Source organism: Gluconobacter sphaericus (genome assembly GCF_016757795.1).
Lineage (GTDB): Bacteria > Pseudomonadota > Alphaproteobacteria > Acetobacterales > Acetobacteraceae > Gluconobacter > Gluconobacter sphaericus.
This window is the reverse complement of record NZ_CP068419.1, coordinates 866,423-887,534: the sequence shown is the minus strand read 5'-3', so window position 1 is coordinate 887,534 and position 21,112 is coordinate 866,423. Positions and strand designations below refer to the sequence as shown.

At 60.3% G+C, this 21,112-nt stretch carries 14 protein-coding genes and 2 pseudogenes; 7 read left to right on the top strand and 9 right to left on the bottom strand.

Annotation, left to right across the window (positions count from 1 at the left end):
• Positions 1-57: 57 nt before the first annotated feature.
• The 7 genes from mdoH to IGS75_RS04210 form a co-directional block, all read right to left on the bottom strand.
• On the bottom strand, positions 58-2,244 hold the full coding sequence (gene mdoH, locus IGS75_RS04240; RefSeq protein ID WP_202257728.1) for a glucans biosynthesis glucosyltransferase MdoH: 2,187 nt from the start codon (positions 2,242-2,244) through the stop codon (positions 58-60).
• Positions 2,220-3,782, bottom strand: a complete 1,563-nt coding sequence (locus IGS75_RS04235) for a glucan biosynthesis protein (RefSeq protein ID WP_202257727.1) — start codon at positions 3,780-3,782, stop codon at positions 2,220-2,222. Before IGS75_RS04235 ends, mdoH begins: the two co-directional genes overlap by 25 nt.
• 161 nt (positions 3,783-3,943) lie before the next feature.
• Positions 3,944-4,594, bottom strand: a complete 651-nt coding sequence (gene bioD, locus IGS75_RS04230; RefSeq protein ID WP_141350522.1) for a dethiobiotin synthase — start codon at positions 4,592-4,594, stop codon at positions 3,944-3,946.
• Positions 4,591-5,403, bottom strand: a complete 813-nt coding sequence (locus tag IGS75_RS04225; RefSeq protein ID WP_202257726.1) for a methyltransferase domain-containing protein — start codon at positions 5,401-5,403, stop codon at positions 4,591-4,593. Before IGS75_RS04225 ends, bioD begins: the two co-directional genes overlap by 4 nt.
• Positions 5,390-6,016 carry an alpha/beta hydrolase family protein gene (locus IGS75_RS04220; protein ID WP_202257725.1) on the bottom strand — a complete coding sequence of 209 codons (627 nt, stop codon included), beginning with the start codon at positions 6,014-6,016 and terminating at the stop codon, positions 5,390-5,392. Before IGS75_RS04220 ends, IGS75_RS04225 begins: the two co-directional genes overlap by 14 nt.
• Positions 6,013-7,191 carry an aminotransferase class I/II-fold pyridoxal phosphate-dependent enzyme gene (locus tag IGS75_RS04215; protein WP_202257724.1) on the bottom strand — a complete coding sequence of 393 codons (1,179 nt, stop codon included), beginning with the start codon at positions 7,189-7,191 and terminating at the stop codon, positions 6,013-6,015. Before IGS75_RS04215 ends, IGS75_RS04220 begins: the two co-directional genes overlap by 4 nt.
• The gene (locus tag IGS75_RS04210; RefSeq protein ID WP_141350533.1) at positions 7,188-8,468 is read right to left on the bottom strand and encodes an adenosylmethionine--8-amino-7-oxononanoate transaminase; all 1,281 of its coding nucleotides are present in this window, start codon (positions 8,466-8,468) and stop codon (positions 7,188-7,190) included. Before IGS75_RS04210 ends, IGS75_RS04215 begins: the two co-directional genes overlap by 4 nt.
• Before the next feature lie 250 nt (positions 8,469-8,718).
• Here IGS75_RS04210 and IGS75_RS04205 point away from each other — a divergent pair, with 250 nt between their 5' ends.
• Positions 8,719-8,925: a hypothetical protein gene (locus IGS75_RS04205; RefSeq protein WP_141350536.1), complete on the top strand. Its 207-nt coding sequence runs from the start codon at positions 8,719-8,721 to the stop codon at positions 8,923-8,925.
• Positions 8,926-8,972: 47 nt separating this feature from the next.
• Here IGS75_RS04205 and IGS75_RS04200 read toward each other — a convergent pair whose 3' ends face one another.
• A complete protein-coding gene (locus tag IGS75_RS04200) occupies positions 8,973-10,427 on the bottom strand; it encodes a protein adenylyltransferase SelO (protein WP_202257723.1) in 1,455 nt (484 codons plus the stop codon).
• A gap of 159 nt (positions 10,428-10,586) precedes the next feature.
• Positions 10,587-10,894, bottom strand: a pseudogene (locus tag IGS75_RS04195) (LysR substrate-binding domain-containing protein); the annotation flags it as partial.
• Positions 10,895-10,927: 33 nt separating this feature from the next.
• On the opposite strand from IGS75_RS04195, the pseudogene IGS75_RS04190 reads away from it, so the two are divergent.
• From IGS75_RS04190 to IGS75_RS04165, 6 genes and pseudogenes are all read left to right on the top strand, one after another.
• Positions 10,928-11,023, top strand: a pseudogene (locus IGS75_RS04190) (SDR family oxidoreductase); the annotation flags it as partial.
• 433 nt (positions 11,024-11,456) lie between these two features.
• The gene (locus IGS75_RS04185) at positions 11,457-13,607 is read left to right on the top strand and encodes a peptidase domain-containing ABC transporter (RefSeq protein WP_141350660.1); all 2,151 of its coding nucleotides are present in this window, start codon (positions 11,457-11,459) and stop codon (positions 13,605-13,607) included.
• A gap of 2 nt (positions 13,608-13,609) precedes the next feature.
• Positions 13,610-15,070 carry an HlyD family type I secretion periplasmic adaptor subunit gene (locus IGS75_RS04180; protein ID WP_202257722.1) on the top strand — a complete coding sequence of 487 codons (1,461 nt, stop codon included), beginning with the start codon at positions 13,610-13,612 and terminating at the stop codon, positions 15,068-15,070.
• Positions 15,071-15,163: 93 nt separating this feature from the next.
• The gene (locus IGS75_RS04175; protein ID WP_202257720.1) at positions 15,164-16,936 is read left to right on the top strand and encodes a tetratricopeptide repeat protein; all 1,773 of its coding nucleotides are present in this window, start codon (positions 15,164-15,166) and stop codon (positions 16,934-16,936) included.
• A gap of 5 nt (positions 16,937-16,941) precedes the next feature.
• A complete protein-coding gene (locus IGS75_RS04170) occupies positions 16,942-19,887 on the top strand; it encodes a glycosyltransferase (RefSeq protein WP_237468977.1) in 2,946 nt (981 codons plus the stop codon).
• 185 nt (positions 19,888-20,072) lie between these two features.
• Positions 20,073-21,056, top strand: coding sequence for a hypothetical protein (locus IGS75_RS04165; protein WP_202257718.1), 984 nt, complete (start codon positions 20,073-20,075; stop codon positions 21,054-21,056).
• Positions 21,057-21,112: the final 56 nt, after the last annotated feature.

Below are 21,112 nucleotides of genomic sequence, written 5' to 3'. Positions count from 1 at the left end.
AAACGCCCCGGCCTGTTATGGTCGGGGCGTTTTTTTATGCCGTAAAGCGCTGCGGGTTCAGGTCTTGAGCTGTTCCATGAGCTGGATGCCTTCGGGATTTCCCAGCACGGCGGCCTTCTCCTGACGTGAAAGGCGTTCCAGCGCGATCTGAAGGGATGGTGCCTCTCTCAGCTTGACCAATCCCACGAGCAGATTGGCATCGATTGGGCCGCCCGGCTTGCGGGGAGGGGGCAGGGCGCCTTCATGGGCGGCTAAAAGTGTGGCGTTCTGGCGGAGGGCGGCAAAGGCTTCTTCCGGCGGCGCATCGGGAGCATGGTCTGCGCGTTCACGCGCGGTGTCGTTTGCGGCGGCGAGCTGAAGGATCGGCGGAGGGGCGGTTTCCTCCTCAATCAACAGAAGCCCGGCACGACGCAGGCCCAGCCCGACGTCCCGGCTCGCCGTCAGCGCGGCCAGCGGGATGGCGAGCACCAGTCCGAGCAGCACTGGCGTCATCCATAAGAACAGCGCCTGCGAGACGGACCATGCCGCAACGGCTAGAAGCAGGCCGAACACGGTGTAGATCCAGTAACCGTGCGCCACCTCCTTCAGCGAGACCCGGCCATCGTCACGGTTCTGGGCATTCCAGCCGGAATCCCGCCCTAGCAAGATCGAAATGACGCCGGAGGTCTGGATCAGCATGGCAATCGGTGCGATCAGGCCGCCAATCAGGGTTTCCAGTACGATCGAGATCGCAAGCCGGAACATGCCGCCCGATCCGCGCAGGGCTGCGCGGTCGAATATCATGGCGATGAATGCGAGGGCCTTCGGTGCTAGCAGAATTCCCATTGTTCCGATGAAGACGAGCTTTGCCTGAACCGGATCGACCCGCGGCCAGTGCGGATAAAGCGTGGGTTTGGTGCCGAAATATTCGGGATGATAGAAATGGGACTGGAGCGAGATAAGGATGCCGAAGAGCAGGAACAGCAGCCAGAGCGGGGACATGATGTAGGAGCCGATGCCGGTTAGCATGTGGACGCGGCTGACCCAGTGCATGCCCTTCGTGCCAAGGATCTTACTGTGCTGCAGATTACCCTGGCACCAGCGACGGTCGCGGATGGCGACATCCGTCAGGGACGGCGGGCTTTCTTCATAGGAGCCGAACAGGCCCGGAACCATGTGAATGGCCCAGCCTCCACGGCGCATGAGTGCGGCTTCCACAAAGTCATGGCTGAGGATATGCCCGCCAAAGGGGGCCTTACCCTTCAGATGCGGCAGACCGGCCTGTTCGGCGAAGGCCTGCGTACGGATGACGGCGTTATGACCCCAGTAATTACCTTCCGATCCGTGCCACCACGCGATGCCATGAGCGATCAGCGGTCCATAAACTCGGCCTGCAAACTGCTGCATCCGGGCAAAAAGTGTGCGGCCGCCCACAATGACTGGCAGGGTCTGGATCAGGCCTACACCGTTATGCTGCTCCATGGCCGCCGTAATGCGCACGATCAGGCTGCCATCCATGACGCTGTCCGCATCGAGTGTGAGCATCTGCTGATAGGATGAGCCAAACCGCGTGACCCAGTCGCCCAGATTGCCGGCCTTGCGGTCGATATTCTTGTGACGGCGGCGGTAGAAGATCCGCCTGTCGCCGTTCGCGGCCTTGCGGAATTCCAGAAAAGCCCGCTCTTCCTGCACCCAGACATCCGGATTGGTGGTGTCGGACAGGATGAAGAAATCGAAGGCGTCGATCTGCCCGGTCGCGAGAATGCTGTCGTGAATGGCTCGCAGACCGGCGAGGACCCGCATCGGGTCCTCGTTATAGGTCGGCATCAGGACAGCGGTGCGGCTTTTCAGTTCCGGGAGCGGTCCTGTGCGATGAATGCCGAGCCCCAGTCCGCCCCGCCTGATCAGCGAGACGAAGCCTCCCAGGCAGGACGTAAAAGACAGGGCAATCCAGAATGCGAGAATGGCGAACAGGAGCAGAATGATGACGCCCAGTGCCGAGACACCGAGCGAGTTGAAGACCTGGTTGATCCTGTACATGCCGTAGCCCGTCAGCAGCAGCGCACCACCAAAAACGAACAGGCGGCGCAGCCACAGGAAGGAGGGCGTGGTCGGCAGGATACGGAAAGGTCTGCCGTGACGGTCGGGCTGCTGGTGAAGGTTCTGCTCCTTCATGACCAGCGGCGCTTCCGGCGGCAGGAACGGGGCTGTGGCCGGCCCGGCGGAAGGGGAAAATTCGGTCACGGCGTCCAACGATACATCCATTTTTCTGAAATCGGACCCTGATCGCTGGCGAGCTGGGCCTGAAGTTCACACATTTTCGCATCGCCGGGCACGAACTCAAAGGTTGCGCGCCAGCCCTGGATTTCGGGGTTGGGCTCGACCACGACGTTGCGGATCGTGCCGGGTGTGGCCTGCGAGATTAGATGGAAATTCGTGCCCTGCGGCACGTTCTGGAACGGTGCGCCGGTAAAGTCGATCACGAAGAACCGTGCATCGGCATGGTCGGTCACACTACCAATCCGCGTTGCAGCAACCCGGGCCATCTGGGTCGGCCATGGCGTGTCCCAGCCCCAGTACATCCGGTAGATGTAGCTGTATTCCTGTCCGCCCTTTAAGGGCTGCTTGGGGCGCCAGAAGGAGACGATGTTGTCGTTCACTTCGTTTGGTGTCGGGATTTCCACGAGATCGATGGCACCGTCGCCCCAATTGCCGATGGGCTCGATCCACAGTGACGGACGCTTCTGGTAGTTAAGCGCCAGATCTTCGTAGTCGTGGAAGGAACGTTTACGCTGCATCAGACCGAAACCGTGCGGGCTGCTGTCCTCGAAAGCCGAGAACTGGAGATCGGTTGGGTTGATGAGCGGCCGGTAAAGCTGCTGCCCCGCACCTGTCCAGATCTGGAGGGCTTCGCTGTCATGAGCAGCCGGACGCCAGTCATCGACGTGATTGCGTTCGTTGGCGTCGAAATAGAACATGCCTGTGAGTGGCGCGATCCCTGATTCCGTGATGTCCTGACGCGGGAACAGCGAGGACTGCACGTCGAAAACGGTCGTATCACCTGGGCGTATGGTGAAGCGGAACGCACCGGTCAGTGACGGGCTATCGAGCAGCGCATGAATGACGATGGACTCCACGCCAGGTTCGGGCTTTTCAAGCCAGAACTCGCGGAACAGGGCGAATTCTTCGCCCTTTGGATTGCCGGTGCCATTCGCGAACGCACGGGCGGACAGACCGTAATTCTGTCCCTTGGCTACGGCACGGAAATAGGATGCGCCAAGAAAGACGGCACATTCTTCCATGACGCCCGGCGTGTTGATCGCATAGCGCAGACGCAGGCCCGAAAAGCCGAGATCATCTGTGACGCGCAGGACGGGGTTGGAATAGGTGAAGAGATCGGGGTCGTAGGGGATGGGCGTGGACTGCCCGCCCGTGACCTCGTTCATGCCGATCCGCGGTTTGTACAGGAAGCCGCGCGGGAAGAATTCCACGTCGAACGCCAGGTTCTGACCATGCCACAGCGCCTTCTCTGGATTGAAGGCAATGCTGCGGAACTGGTCGAAATCCATGTTCGCGATGGCATTTGGCAACGTCGGAGACGGCGGGGAATAGGGCTTTTTCGACAGGCGCTGCGCCAGAAGGCGGACCGTGCCATCGTCAAAGGGCGTCGATTCCGGTGCGGCGGTTCCGGCTGATGGAGAAGCCGCTGTGGCTGTGGACTGGGCATGGGCCATACGGGAGGCTGTTCCCAGAAGGGTCAGTCCGGCCCCAAGCTTGACCAGATCACGGCGCAGGATACTCATACTCTTCCCAATATCCCAGTTTCTGTCGGCATCTCCGAAACGAGGCCCGATTTTCCAGCGATACGCCGGAAGCCTTGCGTTGCGAAGAGCCCTTCTATGACGAGGACGTTATTTCACAAGGGTTGACGCGGCCTTTTTATGGCATGCGTCAAGATGACACATTATTGTGAAATCTGTTGCTGCAAGACATCAAGTAACGGAACGTGGCCTGATAATCCAGAGACGACCGTTTCCGTTATCGCGTCAAGCTGCGGAATTCTGAACAGGATATTCGTTTTTCCGAAGTGTGCAATATCGTATTCATTTCCGGGGTTGGACGGTCCGACCGGAACCACACCCAGAACCGGAATACCGCGTCGCCGCAAAGCCTCAAGGCTCAGAAGTGTGTGATTGATCGTCCCCAGTCCGCTGCGTGTGACCAGCACGACCGGTAGGTCAAGGCTGTTGATCAGGTCTACGATCATCATGTCTTCACGCACCGGCACCATCAGGCCGCCCGCGCCTTCCACAACCAGCGGTCCCTGCACCTGCGGCAGAACAAGCCGTCCCGGATTGACGGTCACGTTTTCCAGATAGCCCGCTGCAAGCGGGGCCAGCGGGGCCTGAAAGGCATAGGCGGGGGGAATGATCCGCGCAGGAGACATCCCTGCAAGCTCCCGCACTGTTGGCGTATCGCCTTCCTCATCCGCAAGACCGGTCTGAAGCGGCTTCCAGTAGGTGGCGTTCCAGGCGCGGCACAGAATGGCGCTGACCAGCGTCTTGCCGATCCCGGTATCCGTTCCCGTGACGAAAACCCCGCGTTGAAAGTTCATGGCTCTGTCCTTTCCGTTTTTTCGACGGATTTCACGAATGTCCCGATGCCGATCTGATAGGTCACGCTGGAACTTGTACGATCAAAATGCCGCATGGCCCGGCGCAGGGTCGCAATGCTGGCGGGAGAGCTGCCGATGCGAGGAATTGACGCGCCGATTTGCCGCAGACCTCGCAGGAACATACGCGCGCTGTCCACAGGGTCATGCAGGGTCAGCACTTCCCATGTTCCTGTGCCACCGGCGGGCCACTCGGCTTGCACCGTCTGTGCAGATGGATAATCCGGTACCCCACAGGGCGCGCATTCAGCCAGGCAGGCCTGCTTCCATTCGTCCAGACTACCCTGTAGCAGTGTCGTGACCATCAGCTGCCCTTGTGGCGCCAGCAGGTTGCAAAGCCTCTGCAAACCGTCACTGCGGTTCGAAAACCATTGCAGGCACAGGCTGGAGGCAATCAGATCGAACGGACCGGACGTATCCGGGTGTTCTGCGTCCATGACGTGAAAGCGGGTGGCTTCTCCCGAAAGTCGCTGACGTGCCCGTGCGATCATGCCAGGCGCCAGATCGGTCGCGAGCAGGCTGGCCTGCGGAAATTGATCCGCTAGCTGGGCTGTCAGGAAGCCGGTACCACAGCCGAATTCCAGAATGGACGCGGGAGCATCATCTGCTGTAGCGGCCCGGATGCGATCCATCAGTGCCATGGCGCAGCGACGCTGAAGATGGGCAGCGGCGTCATAGTCCTGCGCCGCGTCAAATCGTGCGGCGATGTTGTTTCGGCGCAGGAGGTTTTCGGGAGTATCAGCGTGGGTCATCGAGCCACCGCCGCACGAAGTTTGCGCAGAATTCAGGGTGAGTGAGGGGCAGAAGATGCTTGCCTTCAACCCGTTCGCCCGGTGTTGCAAAACCGGCCTTGGCGGCACCGAACGGATCGTCGGTTCCCGTCATCCAGTGTAGTTTGTTCTTCCAATTCGCAGCCTGTGAGCGACAGTCCAGGGACTGGAGCTCTTCCAGTCCCTGCGCCAGTGCATCCACATCCGGTGTGCCGGGAAGTGGCGCATCCGTTCCACAAAGCGCACGGAAATCGTGCAGAACGCTGGCCGGATCACGCTTCAGGCGCGCGCGCATCCGGATTAGGACTCTCTCGGGTGTGCCGTCCGGGAAATCTGGTGCGGCTGTGAAACGCGGAAAGCCGTTGAAAAACACTAGTCCCTCACACCCTGACAGGTCTTGTCCCAGCAGGGCCAGCGATCCTGCCGAATGCCCGACAGCCAGATAGGGCGTTTGCGGCAGGGGCGGGCGATGTTCTGAGCCGAAATATCCGCAATCCACGATCTGTGTGCTCACATCCGGCAGATGCGCCAGCATCGCTGCCCAGAAGGACGCGTCAAACCCCCAGCCATGTATAAGATACAGCGCCCGTGTCATGCGATGTCTCTTGTCAGAGCGATGATGGCCTGCCCCAGACGGTCGATTTCCGAATCGTTTAGCCCGGCGTGGAGCGCCAGCCGTAGTCGCGCGGTTCCGGCTGGAACGGTCGGTGGGCGGATCGCTACCGTCAGGAACCCGGCCTCCTCAAGTCCGGCTGCGACCTGCATTGCGCGTTCGGACTCTCCGATCAGGACAGGAACAATCTGTGTCGTGGAGTCCGCTGTGGACAGTCCAGCCCCGTGCAGCATGGTCCGAAGCCGTTCTGCCTGTCCAAGCAACTGGGCGCGTTCCACATTCAGGCCCGGTACGACATCCAGTGCTGCGTCAATTGCGCCCAGAACCGCAGGGGGTAGGGCCGTGCTGTAAATAAAGCCTGACGCATGATTCACCAGATAGTCGCAGAGCGGTTTCGAGCCCGTGATATATGCGCCCATGCCGCCCAGCGCCTTGCTGCACGTTCCCATCGTTAGATCGGCCATTCCGCAGGACAATCCGCGACCCTTTGGCCCCAGCACGCCGGTCGCATGGGCTTCGTCCACATAAAGGAATGCCCCGGCCCGGTCCGCCAGTGCGCGCAGGGCCGGAATATCGGCGCGGTCTCCGTCCATGGAGAATACGCTCTCCGTCACGATCATCCGTAAGCCGGGTTTTTCGGCCTCGCGGGCCAGCAAGGTTTCCAGATGGGACAGGTCGTTATGTCGGAAGCGAATCTGTCGCACGCCGGCCGCTGCGCAGCCATGATGCAGGCTGGCATGGTTCAATCGGTCCGAAAACACCAGCATCGGCGCGCCTGTTCGGGCCACGGATAGCGCACAGAGTGCAGGCATGACGGAGGCGTTGGCCTGCCAGCCCGAGGCGAACAGGATCGCATCTTCGCAGCCCTTGAAGGTGGCCATTTTCGTCTCGACCCGCCGGTGCAGGTCCAGCGTTCCGCTGACCAGCCGGGAGGCGCGCGCGCCTGTCCCGAAGCGCAGCGCCCAGTCGGCAGCGCGTTCGCGCAGCAGCGGATGATCCGCTAGCCCGAGATAGTCGTTGGACGACACATCCAGCATCTGTCGCCCGTCACGGACGATCATGCCGTCCTGCCGGAGCACTGGACGCAGGGTCCGGCGCGTTCCGGCGACTTCGCGTTCAGTCAGGGTGGCTGTGAAATGGTTGTCGAACAGGCTCATGCGGCCTCCCGCAACACGTCCACGATGGCTGTCGTCAGGCGCGTGAGCTCTTCGGGCTTGATTGTGAAGGCGGGCGTCAGATAGACGATGTTGCGGAAAGGCCGGATCCAAACACCGCGCTCCACAAAGGCGCGGCGCAGGGCATCCGGATTGTCCAGCGTCTCAAGCTCCACCACGCCGATTGCACCAAGGACGCGCACATCCCTTACGCCGGGCAGCGTGCGGCATGGCTCCAACTCCCGCGACAGCTGGGCCGCGATAGCCGCGACCTGCTCCAGTCGCGGCTCGGTCTCGAACAGGTCGAGCGACGCATTGGCAACTGCGCAGGCCAGTGGATTGGCCATGAATGTTGGCCCGTGCATCAGGGCGTGTCCCGCGTTGTCGGACAGGAACGCTTCGAAGACACCCTGTCGCGCCACTGTGGCCGCCAGCGCCATGGTTCCGCCTGTCAGGGCTTTCGAGAGCGCCACGATATCCGGCACGACCCCTGCCTGTTCGCAGGCGAACATCGTCCCGGTGCGTCCGAAACCGGTGAAGATCTCATCCAGGATCAGCAAAGTCCCGTGCCGATCGCACAGTTTGCGCAGACGGCGCAGGACCTCGGGGTCATGAAACAGCATGCCGCCCGCCCCCTGAACGAGAGGCTCTGTGACTATTGCTGCGATGCTGTCGCCACGTTCTGCCAGCAGCGCTTCAAGCTGCGCCAGACTGGCCGCGTCTACGGGCAGATCGGCCAGAACCTGTTCGGGCAGAACGCCGGCGAACAGGCTGTGCATGCCTTCCTCGGGGTCGCAGATGGACATCATACCCAGCGTGTCCCCGTGATACCCGCCGCGGAAAGACAGAATTTTCTGCCGTCCTTCTGTGCCTTGGTTGATGTGGTACTGCACGGCCATCTTAATCGCGACTTCCATCGCGACCGACCCGGAATCGGTGAAGAACACGCGCTCCAGATCCCCCGGCAGCATTGCCGCCAGTCGTGCGGCCAGACGGATGGCGGGTTCATGCACCATCCCGCCGAACATCACATGCGGCATCCGCTCCGCCTGCCGGACCAGCGCCGCATGAATATGTGGATGGCTGTAGCCATGACAGGCCGTCCACCATGCCGCCACGCCATCCACAAGCTCGCGTCCATCCGCAAGTGTGATCCGGCTTGCCGAAGTGCTGACGGCTTCCACAGGGAAAGGCGCGGTTTGCATCTGGGTATAAGGCAGCCACAGATTCGGCTGGTCAGCGGCGGTCAGGTGATGGGCGGAAGGAGCTTTGCGAGACATGGTGTGCGTTTTCCCGCATGGCTCGGGGTGAGTCCATCCCTTGCCTTCCATGAGGTTCCGGGAAAGGAGCAAGATTGTTCCGTAGCCGGCACACCGTATCATAAAAAGGTCACGTTCCTTTAAGCAACGATATGGCATGAGCCTCGTTAGTGACGCGTTCCAGATCGGTGGAGCCCTGAGGAGGGGCTCGTGTGGAACGTGGAAACATTTTGTGCTCCCGACGTGGGAGTCATGACGAGGTTGAAGGCCAATGCTGAGTTCCAAGGTCATTCATGTCGATGGTGTCTTTCTGGGGACGGCCATCATGAGTGGAAGCCTGAGCACCCTGCGTTTCTATGCCACGCATGAGAGCGTGCGCGCGCTTCACAACGCCTGCATGCCGGATTTCGGAGTACTGTATGCTCAGGTCAAAAGCCTGTTCAACCGCAGCCGCCTGCTGACGCCGCAAGTCGCCTGATCCGGCTGTTCTGATCCGGCTGTTCTGATCCTTTTCCCTGCGGTGCGTCAGGTGCCGCAGAATGTATTCATGACCTTCTCATGAGGTGCCGGGGGTACCTCAAACCCGTCTGCCGCATCATCAAACGGGTGTGACAGCGTCTCAACCAGACGGTGGAACGGCGCGTAATCGCCCGCTACCGCTGACTGGATCGTCTCTTCGATCCTGTGATTGCGTGGAATGATGCGGGGATTGGTCGTCTGCATGTCCGTGTAACTGGCTTCGACCGGACGCTCTTCCCGGCCCAGTCGCGCCAGCCAGTCTCCGATCCAGTCTTCAATCCCCGAACCTGGTCCGAACAGCGTCACGAGACTGTCCGTCTGTTCGGTACGCACCATGTCGCCAAGCCGTCGGAATGTTAGCGTGAAATCTGCGTCGCCCCGATGCATGGCCGTCAGCAGGCGTCCCGTGAGCCTGGCATCTCCGTTTTCTTCCCGCGCCAGACCCAGCTTCCGCCGCCAGCCGACCAGATAGGTGTCGTTGAAGACGTCATCAAAGCGCATCAGCGCGTCTTTGGCCTGTTCGATCGCCTTCTCGCGATTGCTGTCCAGCAGGGGCAGCAGCGCTTCTGCCAGTCGTCCAAGGTTCCACAGCGCCATGTCCGGCTGGTTGCCGTAGGCATAGCGCCCGTTCTGGTCGATGAAGCTGAAGACTTTCTCTGGATCATAGGCGTCCAGAAACGCGCAGGGGCCGAAATCGATGGTTTCGCCTGCGATGGACATGTTGTCCGTGTTCATGACGCCATGAATGAACCCGACCAGCATCCAGCGCGCCACTAGATCCGCCTGCCGTGCCGTCACGGCTTCCAGAAGCGCCAGATAGGGATTTTCTGCCCCCGCCAGTTCCGGATACAGACGTCCGATTACATGGTCCGCAAGAATGCGCACTCCTTCGATATCGCCCTGCGCTGCGAAATACTGGAACGTCCCGACCCGCACATGGCTGGAGGCGACTCGCACGATAACGCCGCCGGGCTGCATCGTCTCGCGGGCAACGCTCTCGCCCGTCGTCAGGGCGGCAAGAGCGCGTGTCGTGGGAATGCCGAGCGCATGCATGGCTTCACTGACCATATATTCGCGCAGAACCGGCCCCAGAGCCGCCCGTCCGTCCCCACGTCGGGAAAACGGTGTCGGCCCGGAGCCCTTGAGATGAATGTCCCGCAGGCGCCCGGACCGGTCCGTCACTTCACCGACCAGCATGGCTCGCCCGTCCCCGAGGCTCGGGACGAAATGTCCGAACTGATGTCCGGCATAAGCCATGGCGACCGGTGCGCCTCCGTCCGGTCGCAAGCCCTGGCTCAGAAAGGCGATCCCCGCCGGGCTACGCAGCCAGTCCGGGTTCATCCCGAGTTCGTGCGCCAGAGGCTCGTTCAGCGTCACGATCTGTGGATTGCGAAACGGCGCCGGGGAGAGGGGGGCGGAAAAACGCTCGGGCAGGGAGGCATAGATGCGGGAGAGCTGCATCAGAAATCCAATCGGGACTTGTGGAGTCTGTCTTCAGATGGGACAGAGAGCCGCAAAAGGGAAGGGCCGTAGCCGGTTCCCAGGTTCAGCTTTCGGTATCTTTGGGAAAACAGTGCGCGTTCAGAAGTCCGCTTAGCCATTCAGTAAAGACTTACAGTCTTCGATACGACCCGTGGTAGGCGAGGTGTAGAGAACGGCTTGATGCGCGGACAGATCGGCGGGACGCTGCGGGGTGCCATGCTGTGCCAGATAGGACGGGCTTGCGACCTTGAAGACTGGCAGTAGCCCCAGTTTCCGGCCGATCAGGCTAGAATCCTGCAAAGGCCCGACCGTAGTACACAGTTCGTCCCATCTTCAGCCAGGTTGATACTGCGATCCGTCATGTCCAATTCAATGTCCAACCCCGGATAACGGTCCAGAAACTCAGGAAGGGCGGGTGCGACGATCAGCCGTTCGATACGGCTGGCAAGGTTCTCAAGAAGTCGATCCTGGAGACGTCCGAGGACGTTGTACCCATCGTCCGTTGCCTGGTTTCGGATGGCTGGTGGATGACCGGGCAGACCATTCTCGTTAACGGAGGGTACACGACAAAGTAACGGTCTCGGAAAGGGCGGAGAGGAAAGCCAACACTTTCCGAAAATCCTAAACCCCGTGACGAAAAGGGAAAAGATCAAAACGTCCGATTGGGAATAACAGGACACTGGATATGGTTTTCTCTGATCATATCACGTGTTTTCAATAAAACGTCCTCATGACGCGTGTGTTTATGCTTGAAGGAGGTAATGAGTTTTTGATCTGTCTGGACTATGCTGGCATCAGGTATTTTTCATTTCCTGCCTGCAGGGGTGGTGACGGAAAAGAGAGTCTTCTCTATTCATGAGAGGATAAACTGGCGTTCCTGCCTGTGGTGCCGCCCTTTGGTCCGCCTTGGCGCGACAACAGCATAGAGGACATTTCGTGGAGCATACCCAGAGCTTGTCAGGACCCGGCGGAAGGGTCAGTCCGACCGTCATCCGGCTTTACGCTGTCCTGGCCGCCGCCCGCTATCACGGCCTGGAACTGGATATCCGCGATTTTGCGGCGGAACCAGGTGAGGATTCGCCCTCTCCCGCCACCCTCGCGCGCTGGTTGAACGAACAGGGCGCCGTTGCCAAAGGCATGCGCCTGCGGTGGCGTTATCTCGTCAAGATCCGCAATTCTCCGCCTGTCGTCCTAATGTTTAAGGATGGTTCGGCGGGTCTGATGGTCCGTGCCGATGCTGAAAAAGGCGTGGTATGGCTCCGTGATCCGATGGGCGGCGAGGGTGACGCCCCGGTCCCCGTCGATGAACTGCGCCTCATGCAGGTCTGGACCGGCGATGTGCTGCTGGTCAAACGTCGACGTGATGAATCCGAGGCTGATGCCAGATTCGATCTGCTCTGGTTCGCGAAGATGGTACTTCGCGAAAAGCAGGTGATGCGGGACATCGCCTTTGCTTCGCTGACTTTGAGTATTCTGCAGGTCTTTCCTGCTCTGATCGTCATGCAGGTCGTCGATCGGGTGGTGAACTACCACTCCATGGCGACGCTGGTTTCCCTGACCGGCTTTGTCGTCATTCTCTCGTTCTACGAAATTCTGCTGACCTACGCCCGGCGCGAGCTGTCCCTCATCCTGTCCACCCGGCTGGATGCCCGTATCTCGTTGCATGCTTTCAACAGGCTTCTCGCCCTTCCGCTCGAGTTCTATGAGCGCGAACAGACGGGTGAAATCCTGGGTCGGTTCATGGCTGTCTTTAAAGTCCGGGACTTCTTGACCGGGCAGCTGATGAGCACCTTGCTCGACCTCTTCACCCTTATCGTGATTCTGCCCATCCTGTTCGTGATGAGCCCTACTCTCGCATGGATGACGCTGGCCGCCGCAGGTTGTATCGGTCTCATCGTGGTAATCTTCCTGCCTTTGGTTACCCGCGTGATGGGGCGCCAGGTGCTTGCTGAGATGAAGCGTGGCTCCGTCCTCTACGAGACGGTCGCTGGTATCCGGACGGTCAAGACCCTGGCTCTGGAAACGACGCGGCGTGAACTGTGGGATGAGCGCACGGCAGATGTGGTGCGCTGGAAGCTTGCGGCCGGTCGCATGGCCAGTTGGCCGCAGACCCTGGTTATGCCGTTCGAGATCTTCATCAACCGCGGTATCATCCTGGTTGGGGCCTATCTGATCCTGACGAATTCCAGTTCCATGCAGTCCGGCGCTCTCATGGGCTTCATGATGCTCGGTGGCCGTGTCGCCAGCCCGCTTGTCAATCTTGCCAAGCTGATGGAAGCCTTCAATGAAGTTAGTGTTTCCTTAAGTGAAGCGGGAATGGTTCTGAACCAGCCGACGGAAACCAAGGCGCTGACAACGGGCATGCGCCCTGTCATCAAGGGCGCGCTCTCGTTCAGTCATGTTGACTTCTCCTACCCCGGGTCGACAGCAAAAGCCCTCAATAATGTCACGTTCGACATTCCTGCCGGCACGATGCTGGGTCTCGTCGGACGGTCGGGCTCCGGTAAATCGACGATCACGCGCCTTCTGCAGGGTGTGAGCCGGAACTACACCGGTTATCTGCGTCTCGACGGTGTAGATCTGCGTGAAATCAATCTGACCCATCTGCGTCGCTCCTTTGGCGTGGTGCTTCAGGACAACTTCCTGTTCCGTGGAACGATCCGTGATAACATCACGGCGGGTCGTCCGGGGCTGACGATCGACGACGCGATCCGTGCCGCGCGCCTTGCCGGTGCCGAAGAGTTCATCGAGCGCATGCCAGCTGGCTATGATACCTGGATTGAAGAAGGCTCGACCAATATCTCAGGTGGCCAGCGGCAGCGGCTTGCTATTGCTCGTGCGGTCATCAGTGATCCGAAGCTGATGATTCTGGATGAGGCCACATCAGCGCTGGACCCGGAATCTGAAGCGCTTGTGAACGCTAATCTGCAACGGATTGGCAAGGGCCGCACGATGGTGATCGTTTCCCATCGTCTGTCGTCTCTTGTAAACTGCCACCAGATCGCTGTTATGGATCAGGGCAAACTGATCGATATTGCACCTCACCGTGTCTTGCTGGAGCGCTGTGAAATCTACCGTATGCTCTGGCTGCAGCAGAACCGGCACATGACAGATAACGATGGTCCCGGTTCTGCCGGGCAACTGACGGAAGGAGAGTAATAATGAGCTCTTCCGACATGATCCCCAATGGTGACCAGTCTTCCGGCCAGTCCGACGAAGAATTCAACCAGCACGTTCCGCGTCCGGCCACCGATCCTTTTGCGCCCAATGACATGCCATTGGCGCTGCTTGAGTTTCATTCGCCAACAGCAGGGCTGGTCAATCTTCCGGCTACCCCGGCTGCGCGCTACATCATTCTGCTGATCGGTGGTCTGTTCCTGGCCTGTCTTGCAGTTATGGCCTTGTTCCCGATCAATCGTGTCGTCTCCACACCGGGTCGACTGATTTCAACGCAGCCGACCATCGTTGTGCAGCCGCTTGAAACCTCCATCATTCGTTCCATCGATGTCCATGTTGGCGATTTCGTGAAAAAGGGCGACGTGCTCGCCCATCTTGATCCCACCATCACCGAGGCTGACATCACGAACATGCATCTGCAGCGTGATGCCTATCAGGCGGAATATGACCGCCTGAAAGCGGAGGCTGCGGGGCAGGACTACCATGTCAATTTGAACGATCCTGCTTCGGTCGAGCAGGGCGCTGCCTTCATGCGCCGCAAGACCGAATACCAAGCGCATGTCGAGAACTATACCCAGCAGATTGCCAGCCTTGAAAGCGATATTCAGGGCTACAGGGCCAATGCGGCCATGTATGGCAGCAAGATGCGCGTTGCGTCCGAGGTCCTGCAGATGCGACAGCGGGAACAGGCCGATCAGGTCGGCTCCCGTCTTTCGACTCTTGGCGCGCAGACCGAACTGATGGAAGCCGAGCGTGCGGAGATCGCTGCCCAGCAGAGCGCTAATTCCGCGGAAAAGAAGCTGGCCGCCATGAAGGCCGAGCGTGACGGATATATTGGGAACTGGCAGGCCACAATCTATTCGGACCTGACCGAAGCCGGGCATCATCTGGCGGAATACCGCAGTTCCTATGAAAAGGCGCGTCTTCGTCAGGATCTCGTTCTGCTGCGCGCTCCGGAAGATGGTATTGTCCTGACCATCGCACAGGGCTCTGTCGGCTCTGTTCTTCAGTCCGCCGGACAGTTCATCACCCTCGTTCCCACGGGCTACGGCCTTGAAATGGAAGCTGTCCTGCGTTCACAGGATGTGGGTTTCGTGCAGGTCGGCGATCATGCGTTGTTGAAATTTGCGACATTCCCATACGATCAGTACGGCGGCGCAGAAGCTACGGTTCGTGTCATCAGTGCGGATGCTTTCACATCGTCCTCGCAGAACGGCGGTGGTGGCAGTAATGGAAATACACCGTCTGATGATGCCACTGCTTTAGGGGTCTATCGTGTCCGTCTGCGAATCGACCGTTATACCCTTCATGGCCAGCCCTCATTCTTTCATCCGATGCCGGGCATGTCCGTGACAGCCGAGATCGATGTCGGAAAACGGACCGTGCTGCAGTATCTGTTCAACAAAATTACACCAGCACTTACCAATGGTATGAGAGAGCCATAATAAAAGCATGGAGCGTCCCTCGAAGCGCTCAAAGGAACGCCCGGCGTAGACCGGGCGTTCTTGTATGGCAGTTATTCAGGACCTGTGTCGCTCATGTCGTTCAAACGTCGCCTTTCCGCTCTTCTTTCCTCCCGGGGAAAGTTGGAATATGCGATCCATCTCACGGAAACCGGTCAACCTGTTCAGGGGTTTGCGCTTCTCAGTCGCCTCGCCGCCACAGGAGACGCAGAGGCCGCGTTCCGGGTCGGGCGTGCCTATCTGGACGGGCTTGGAGTTCCGCCCAGTCTCGAAGATGGGGCACGGTGGATCTATCAGGCCGCCGAGGCAGGGCATATCGAAGCGGCTTTTGTGCTGGCCACACTTTATACGATCGGCCTGCCCGAAGGATTTGAAATCCGCACGGCCAGCGAGGGGCTGGATCTCTCGCATGTGCCGCAGGTAGGCCCGAGGCATCCGGATTTTCACCTTGGTCTGCGATGGGCCAAAATCGCTGCGGATGCCGACTCCCCCGATGCACAGGCCCTTCTGGGGTATATTCTGACTAATGGACCGGAAGATCTGCGCGACCTGACGCAGGCCCGGTCCTGGTACGGTCGTTCCGCGGCTGCAGGGTGTTCGCAGGGCCATCTTGGCGTGGCGCTCTCCATTCTCCATGAGGCCCATTCAGAGGAGGATCTGTCTTCCGCGGCTCGACATCTGACCGAAGCGACGAAGGGTGGCCTCGGCACGGCTTTCGATATTCTGGGCAGGATGTATGAGGCAGGTTCGGGTGTCCCCCGGGATATCGGAAAAGCCGCTAGTTATTTCCATCAGGCGGCGGAGCGTAACATCGTAACGGCCCAGGCGCGCTACGGGCTGATGCTGCTGGAAGGAACAGGCACGCCCCGGCATTACGGCCGGGCTGAAACATGGCTGAAGCGCGCCGCGATGAATGGCGATACGCAGTCTGCGGCCCTGCTTGGTGATCTGTGCGCCAATGGCGGCGATCTGCCTCCAAATCTTATGGAAGCCGCCAAATGGTACCGTCTGGCTGCCGAGCAGAAACATGCCGGCGCCGCACGTGCCCTCGGGTTGCTCTATCTGACAGGCAATGGTGTTCATCAGGACCCCGATGTCGCGGCGCACTGGTTCAAGGTCGCGTCGGAGGCAGGGGATGCCCACGCGGATGCGGATTTCGGGAACCTGATTCTCGCTGGGGCATCTGCGACCCCTGATGAAAAACAGGCCCTCCACACCCGTTTCGAAAAAGCCGCCGAAAAGGGGGATCTGGTTGGGGCTTATAATCTGGGTGTGTGCTTTGCCGAAGGCGTGACTGGCACGAAGGATGGACGTGAAGCGGCCCGCTGGATGCAGAAAGCCGCGGATGGTGTCGTCAACGCGCAGTACTGGTACGGCAGGATGCTGTTGGAAGGACGCGGCGTACAGCCCGATCCCACGCAGGCGCTTTACTGGATGGAAAAGGCCGCCGATGCGGGTATGGCCGACGCACAGGTCACTGTGGCGGGACTGCTCGTGGCCGGGAGCATCAACAGTCGGCAGGATCATGAGAAAGCCCTGACATTGTATCGGAAGGCTGCCGAGAGCGGCAATGTGGACGCCATGTTCTCTCTGGCCGCGATGTATGGCGGCGGTCATGATGTCCCTGAGAATCGTCCGCAGGCGCAACTGTGGTTTCGCAAGGCTGCCCAGCGTGGAAACGGCCTCGCCCAGATGATGCTCGGCCGTTATCTCGTGCGCGGACTGGCCGGTGTGACGGACCCGGTGGAAGGTCGTATCTGGTTGGAGCGGGCAAAGGCACAGAATATCAGGGACGCTGAAATTGAACTCGCTCTTCTGGACGACGCGCAGCCGGACGACGATGACTGATCTCCGTGTCTGCTGATCGTTCTCCTGCCGGTCCGAAGCCCTCCGTCGCGACGTTCGCAGGGTTTGGACGGATCGTTAGCGACGAGGACCGCGCCCTGTGGCGTGAGGCCATGAGCCGTAGAGCGCAGGAAGCCTTTGCCCGGGGGCAGGCCGCCTTTCAGGCCGGCAACACATCGCTTGGCCTGTTCTGGCTGGAGCGGGCCGAACGGATGTCGCGCCATAACCCCAATTTGAAATGGTCTGTCGGGTTGGCCTGCCTTTCTGCGGGCAGGTTTGTGGACTGTCTGGTCCGCATGGAAGATCTGCGCCAGGATTTCGGGCTGAGGGAAGCCGCGTTTCTGGAAGTTGTCTGCCTGGTGCGACTGCAGCGCATGGAAGAGGCCACCCTCCGGATGCAGGCGGCCCTGTCCGCCTTTCATGCGACCCCGGAAACCTATCCTTTGGCGGAACAGATCGCAGTTTCTGCGGGGCTGCCGGGATGGATGACGGTGTCCAATGCGGGTAGCGTCTATATCGGGACGTCCCGCCCAGTCCGTCTGTTTCTTGATGGACGGGAAATCGCACGAGGCGCCACGGGCGGCCGATATGACCTTCCGGAAGGCTGGCGCTTAGCACGGCATTTGGCGGTCTGCGTCGGGCGTCGGCATGTTCTCGGCAGCCCGCTGGATATCGCAGCCCTGACCCGGTGCGAGTCCTTTGTGCAAGCGACGGCGGATGGCCTGAGGGGCTGGATCTGGACGCCGGCCGAACCCGAGCATGTACCGGTAATCACACTTTGGAACGGATCCACCCTCCGGGCTGAGGACTTCGCGCAGGATGTGGACAGCGACGTCCCTCTGGCGCGCTACCGGGTTTTTCACGTCCCGGCCAAAGAGTGCCCCGGACGCGATAAGAGTTCCCTCGATCTGTGGAACGAGAATGGCCGTCTTTTGACGGGGGCACCCGTTGATCCTTTGGTGGGGAAACTGGTTTCGGGACAGACACGGGGTCTGCCGGCATGCTTATGTCCTGTGAAGATCCAGCCGGGCAGGATGCGTCCGTATCTTCCGCGTCAGAGCCCAGGCTGTGCGGTCGTGATCCCGGTCTATGCCGACCGGGTCCGGACCATGGCCTGCCTGCGGAGCGTTCTTGCGACCTGCCCGGCAGATGTGCCGGTGATCGTCGTGGACGATGCTACTCCGGAACCATCTCTCGCACGGGCGCTCGAACAACTGGCGGAGGACGGACGGATTACCCTGATCCGTCACGACCGGAACCGGGGCTTTCCGATATCCGCCAATGATGGAATGCGCGCAGCAGCAGGGCGGGATATTCTGCTGCTTAACAGCGACACCCTTGTTCCCGCAGGCTGGGTCGAGCGGTTGCGGGCAAGGCTTGCAGGATCGGATGTCGGCACGGTCACGCCATTTTCCAACGATGCAACCATCCTCTCTTACCCGTCTACGGACCGTCCCAATCCGGTTCCGTCTCTTGCGGCAATGCGCGCGATGGACCGGCTGTGCCAGAAGAATGCCGCCGTCTTTACGGAAATCGATCTGCCCACTGCCCACGGGTTCTGCATGGCGATTTCGGCGGAGTGTCTGGCCGAAACGGGTCTGTTCCGCGAAGACCTGTTCGCCCAAGGCTATGGCGAGGAAAATGATTTCTGCCTCCGTGCGACGGCCCGAGGCTTTCGGCATCTGGCCGCGCCGGAGCTTTACGTCGCCCATGTTGGCTCTGTGTCATTCGGAACAGCCAGAAACGCGCTTGGCGCGCGGAATTTGGACATCCTCAATGCCCTTCACCCCGGCTATCATGCCCTTGTGGCGCGTTTTATTGCCGCTGATCCCTTGCACGAAACGCGGCGCAGACTTGATGTCGCGCGGCTGCTCCAGCAGGGAGCAGGTCGCTCTGCCATTTTAATGCTCCAGCACGATGCGGGCGGCGGCGTCGGGCGGGTCGTGCGTGAGCGATCGGAGGCTTTCGAGGCAGACGGTGTTCTGGCTCTCGCCCTTCGCCCACATGAAAATGGCTGCGTGCTCGAATATGCTCTTGATGGAAAACGCTTTCCCAGCCTGAAATATCGTCTCCCGGACGAGCTGCCGTCCTTGCTGGACCTGCTCGCTGCCCTGCGTGTCCGAGCAGTGGAGTGGCACCATCTGATCGGTCACGCGCCGTGCGTCCGGACCCTGCATGAGGCGCTCGGTGTTCCGTATGACGTCTTCATCCATGATCATGTCTGGTTTTGCCCGCGAATCTCGCTCTGTGACGGGGCAGGGCGCTACTGCGGCGAACCGGACCCGGCGGGATGTGAGCTGTGTGTGGCACGATGGGGAAGCTATCTCGGCGAAGACCTCTCAATTGCTGACCTTCTGGCCCGCTCTACCCGCGAACTATCCGGGGCGCGTAGGCTCATGGCACCTTCCGAGGATACGGTCCGGCGCATCTGCCGCCATTTCCCCAGTCTGAGTATCGAAGCCATACCGTTAGAAGACGATGCGGCGCTTCACCAAGGTATCATGCCCCATCGTCGAGTGACCCGGGGGCAGCCGCTCAGGGTATGTGTTGTGGGGGGAATCAGTCAGTGGAAAGGTTATGACCTTCTGTTGGCGCTGGCGACCGAGATCCAGACCCATCGCCTGCCCATCGTGCTGTCCCTGGTGGGTCATACGCATGATGACGATGCCTTGATCTCGCGGGGGGTGCTGGTGACGGGGGAATATCGCGAAGACGAGGTCCAGTCTCTGATCCGCCAGCAGCAGCCGGATGTGGGGCTGATTCCTTCCATCGCGCCCGAAACATGGTGCTACGCTCTCGGGCAGGTCTGGCGCAGTGGGGTGGAAGCGGTCTGCTTTGATCTGGGCGCGCAGGGCGAACGGGTCAGAAAAAGTGCAACCGGTCTTGCGGTGCCACTTGGTGTTGCACCCTACCAGCTCGCCATGATTCTGTTGGGGCGATGGGGGCCAGTATGATGGCGGGTGATTTACCGTTTTTATTGAAACAAGCCACTATAATGCCGAAAGAGAAGCCGGTATTTGTAAAAACTGGTGCAACGCATCGTCGGTCTGCTGCTTGTAACTGTCATGACCACTCGTGACAGTTTATGAAACATGCCAGTATTGTTGCCCGCAAGAACGGACGCAATTGGGAGTAGGGAATGTCTAACGCCGCCGAAGCACCACGACAGAACCGGGTCATCGACCTCAAGGCCGGTGCACATATGATGGTTCTGGATGCAGGTATTTTCTGCATCTTCCATGTTGCCGGCCAGGCGCCCGCAGGTCCGGCCGGACTGCCGGGAGTCCGGATTTCGCGTGCTCCGGGGACGCCGCCCGGGATCGTTACGGTCAGCACCTTCGAGGAGGATGGCTGGATCGGCGGTTCGAACGGTGCTGCGCTGGTTCGTGTGATGCGCGGCCCGGCTGCTGTTCTCGTGACGACCTATCAGGAACCGGGTACTACGCATGCTGCACCGCGTCTGCAGGTTGCCCAGCTTGCCGGCCCCGCGACCTCGGCTCCCGTACAGTCTGTGCCCCAGTCGGCTGCGGCCCCTGTGGCCGCATCGGCTGCCGCTGAAGCAACAGCCGATGCGGAAAAGATCTCGAAGGATATTTCCGCTCATATCCAGCGCCGTGGCGATGTTACGAGTGGCATCGGACACTGGATGGGTGTGCCCGGCAGCCAGAGTTGGATCGAAGGTTTCAGTGTCGCTCCTGAAGAGGGCGTCCCAGCGTCGGACATCGAATACCAGGCCGTTCTCGGCAAGGGCTGGCTGTCTCCGTGGGCTGAAGGTGGCCAGTACTGTGGTTCACGGGGTATGGCGCTCCCGATTCTTGGCCTGCGTGTCCGCCTGAAAGGCAAGTCCGCCGAGATGCACCGGGTCCGTTTGACGGCAACGTTCACGGACGGAACGCGTCTTGGGCCCGTGGATGGTTCTGAAGCGCTGGAAGCCGAAAGCCTGGCGCCGCTGGAAGCCTTCCTGCTGGAAATCCTGCCCGAGGGCGAGGAAACCGCAGCACCTAAGGCCGCCCCCAAAGCGCCCCATGCCAAAGCCCCTGCGAAGCCTCGTGCTCCGAAAGCCGCCGCAGCATCTGTCAAAACGGCATCCCCCAGAAAGCGTAAGCCTACTCCGGCATCTTGATCCGTCGCTGATGCCCGAACAAATGACCGGCGAGGGAACTTTCCTTCTCCGGTCGC

Coding starts and splice junctions, on each gene's coding strand:
- IGS75_RS04225 (WP_202257726.1), bottom strand. CDS start 5,403: ATGACCCACGCTGATACTCCCGAAAACCTCCTGCGCCGAAACAACATC.
- IGS75_RS04180 (WP_202257722.1), top strand. CDS start 13,610: ATGAGCTCTTCCGACATGATCCCCAATGGTGACCAGTCTTCCGGCCAG.
- mdoH (WP_202257728.1), bottom strand. CDS start 2,244: ATGGATGTATCGTTGGACGCCGTGACCGAATTTTCCCCTTCCGCCGGG.
- IGS75_RS04165 (WP_202257718.1), top strand. CDS start 20,073: ATGTCTAACGCCGCCGAAGCACCACGACAGAACCGGGTCATCGACCTC.
- IGS75_RS04200 (WP_202257723.1), bottom strand. CDS start 10,427: ATGCAGCTCTCCCGCATCTATGCCTCCCTGCCCGAGCGTTTTTCCGCC.
- IGS75_RS04220 (WP_202257725.1), bottom strand. CDS start 6,016: ATGACACGGGCGCTGTATCTTATACATGGCTGGGGGTTTGACGCGTCC.
- IGS75_RS04210 (WP_141350533.1), bottom strand. CDS start 8,468: ATGTCTCGCAAAGCTCCTTCCGCCCATCACCTGACCGCCGCTGACCAG.
- IGS75_RS04235 (WP_202257727.1), bottom strand. CDS start 3,782: ATGAGTATCCTGCGCCGTGATCTGGTCAAGCTTGGGGCCGGACTGACC.
- IGS75_RS04215 (WP_202257724.1), bottom strand. CDS start 7,191: ATGAGCCTGTTCGACAACCATTTCACAGCCACCCTGACTGAACGCGAA.
- IGS75_RS04175 (WP_202257720.1), top strand. CDS start 15,164: ATGTCGTTCAAACGTCGCCTTTCCGCTCTTCTTTCCTCCCGGGGAAAG.
- bioD (WP_141350522.1), bottom strand. CDS start 4,594: ATGAACTTTCAACGCGGGGTTTTCGTCACGGGAACGGATACCGGGATC.
- IGS75_RS04205 (WP_141350536.1), top strand. CDS start 8,719: ATGCTGAGTTCCAAGGTCATTCATGTCGATGGTGTCTTTCTGGGGACG.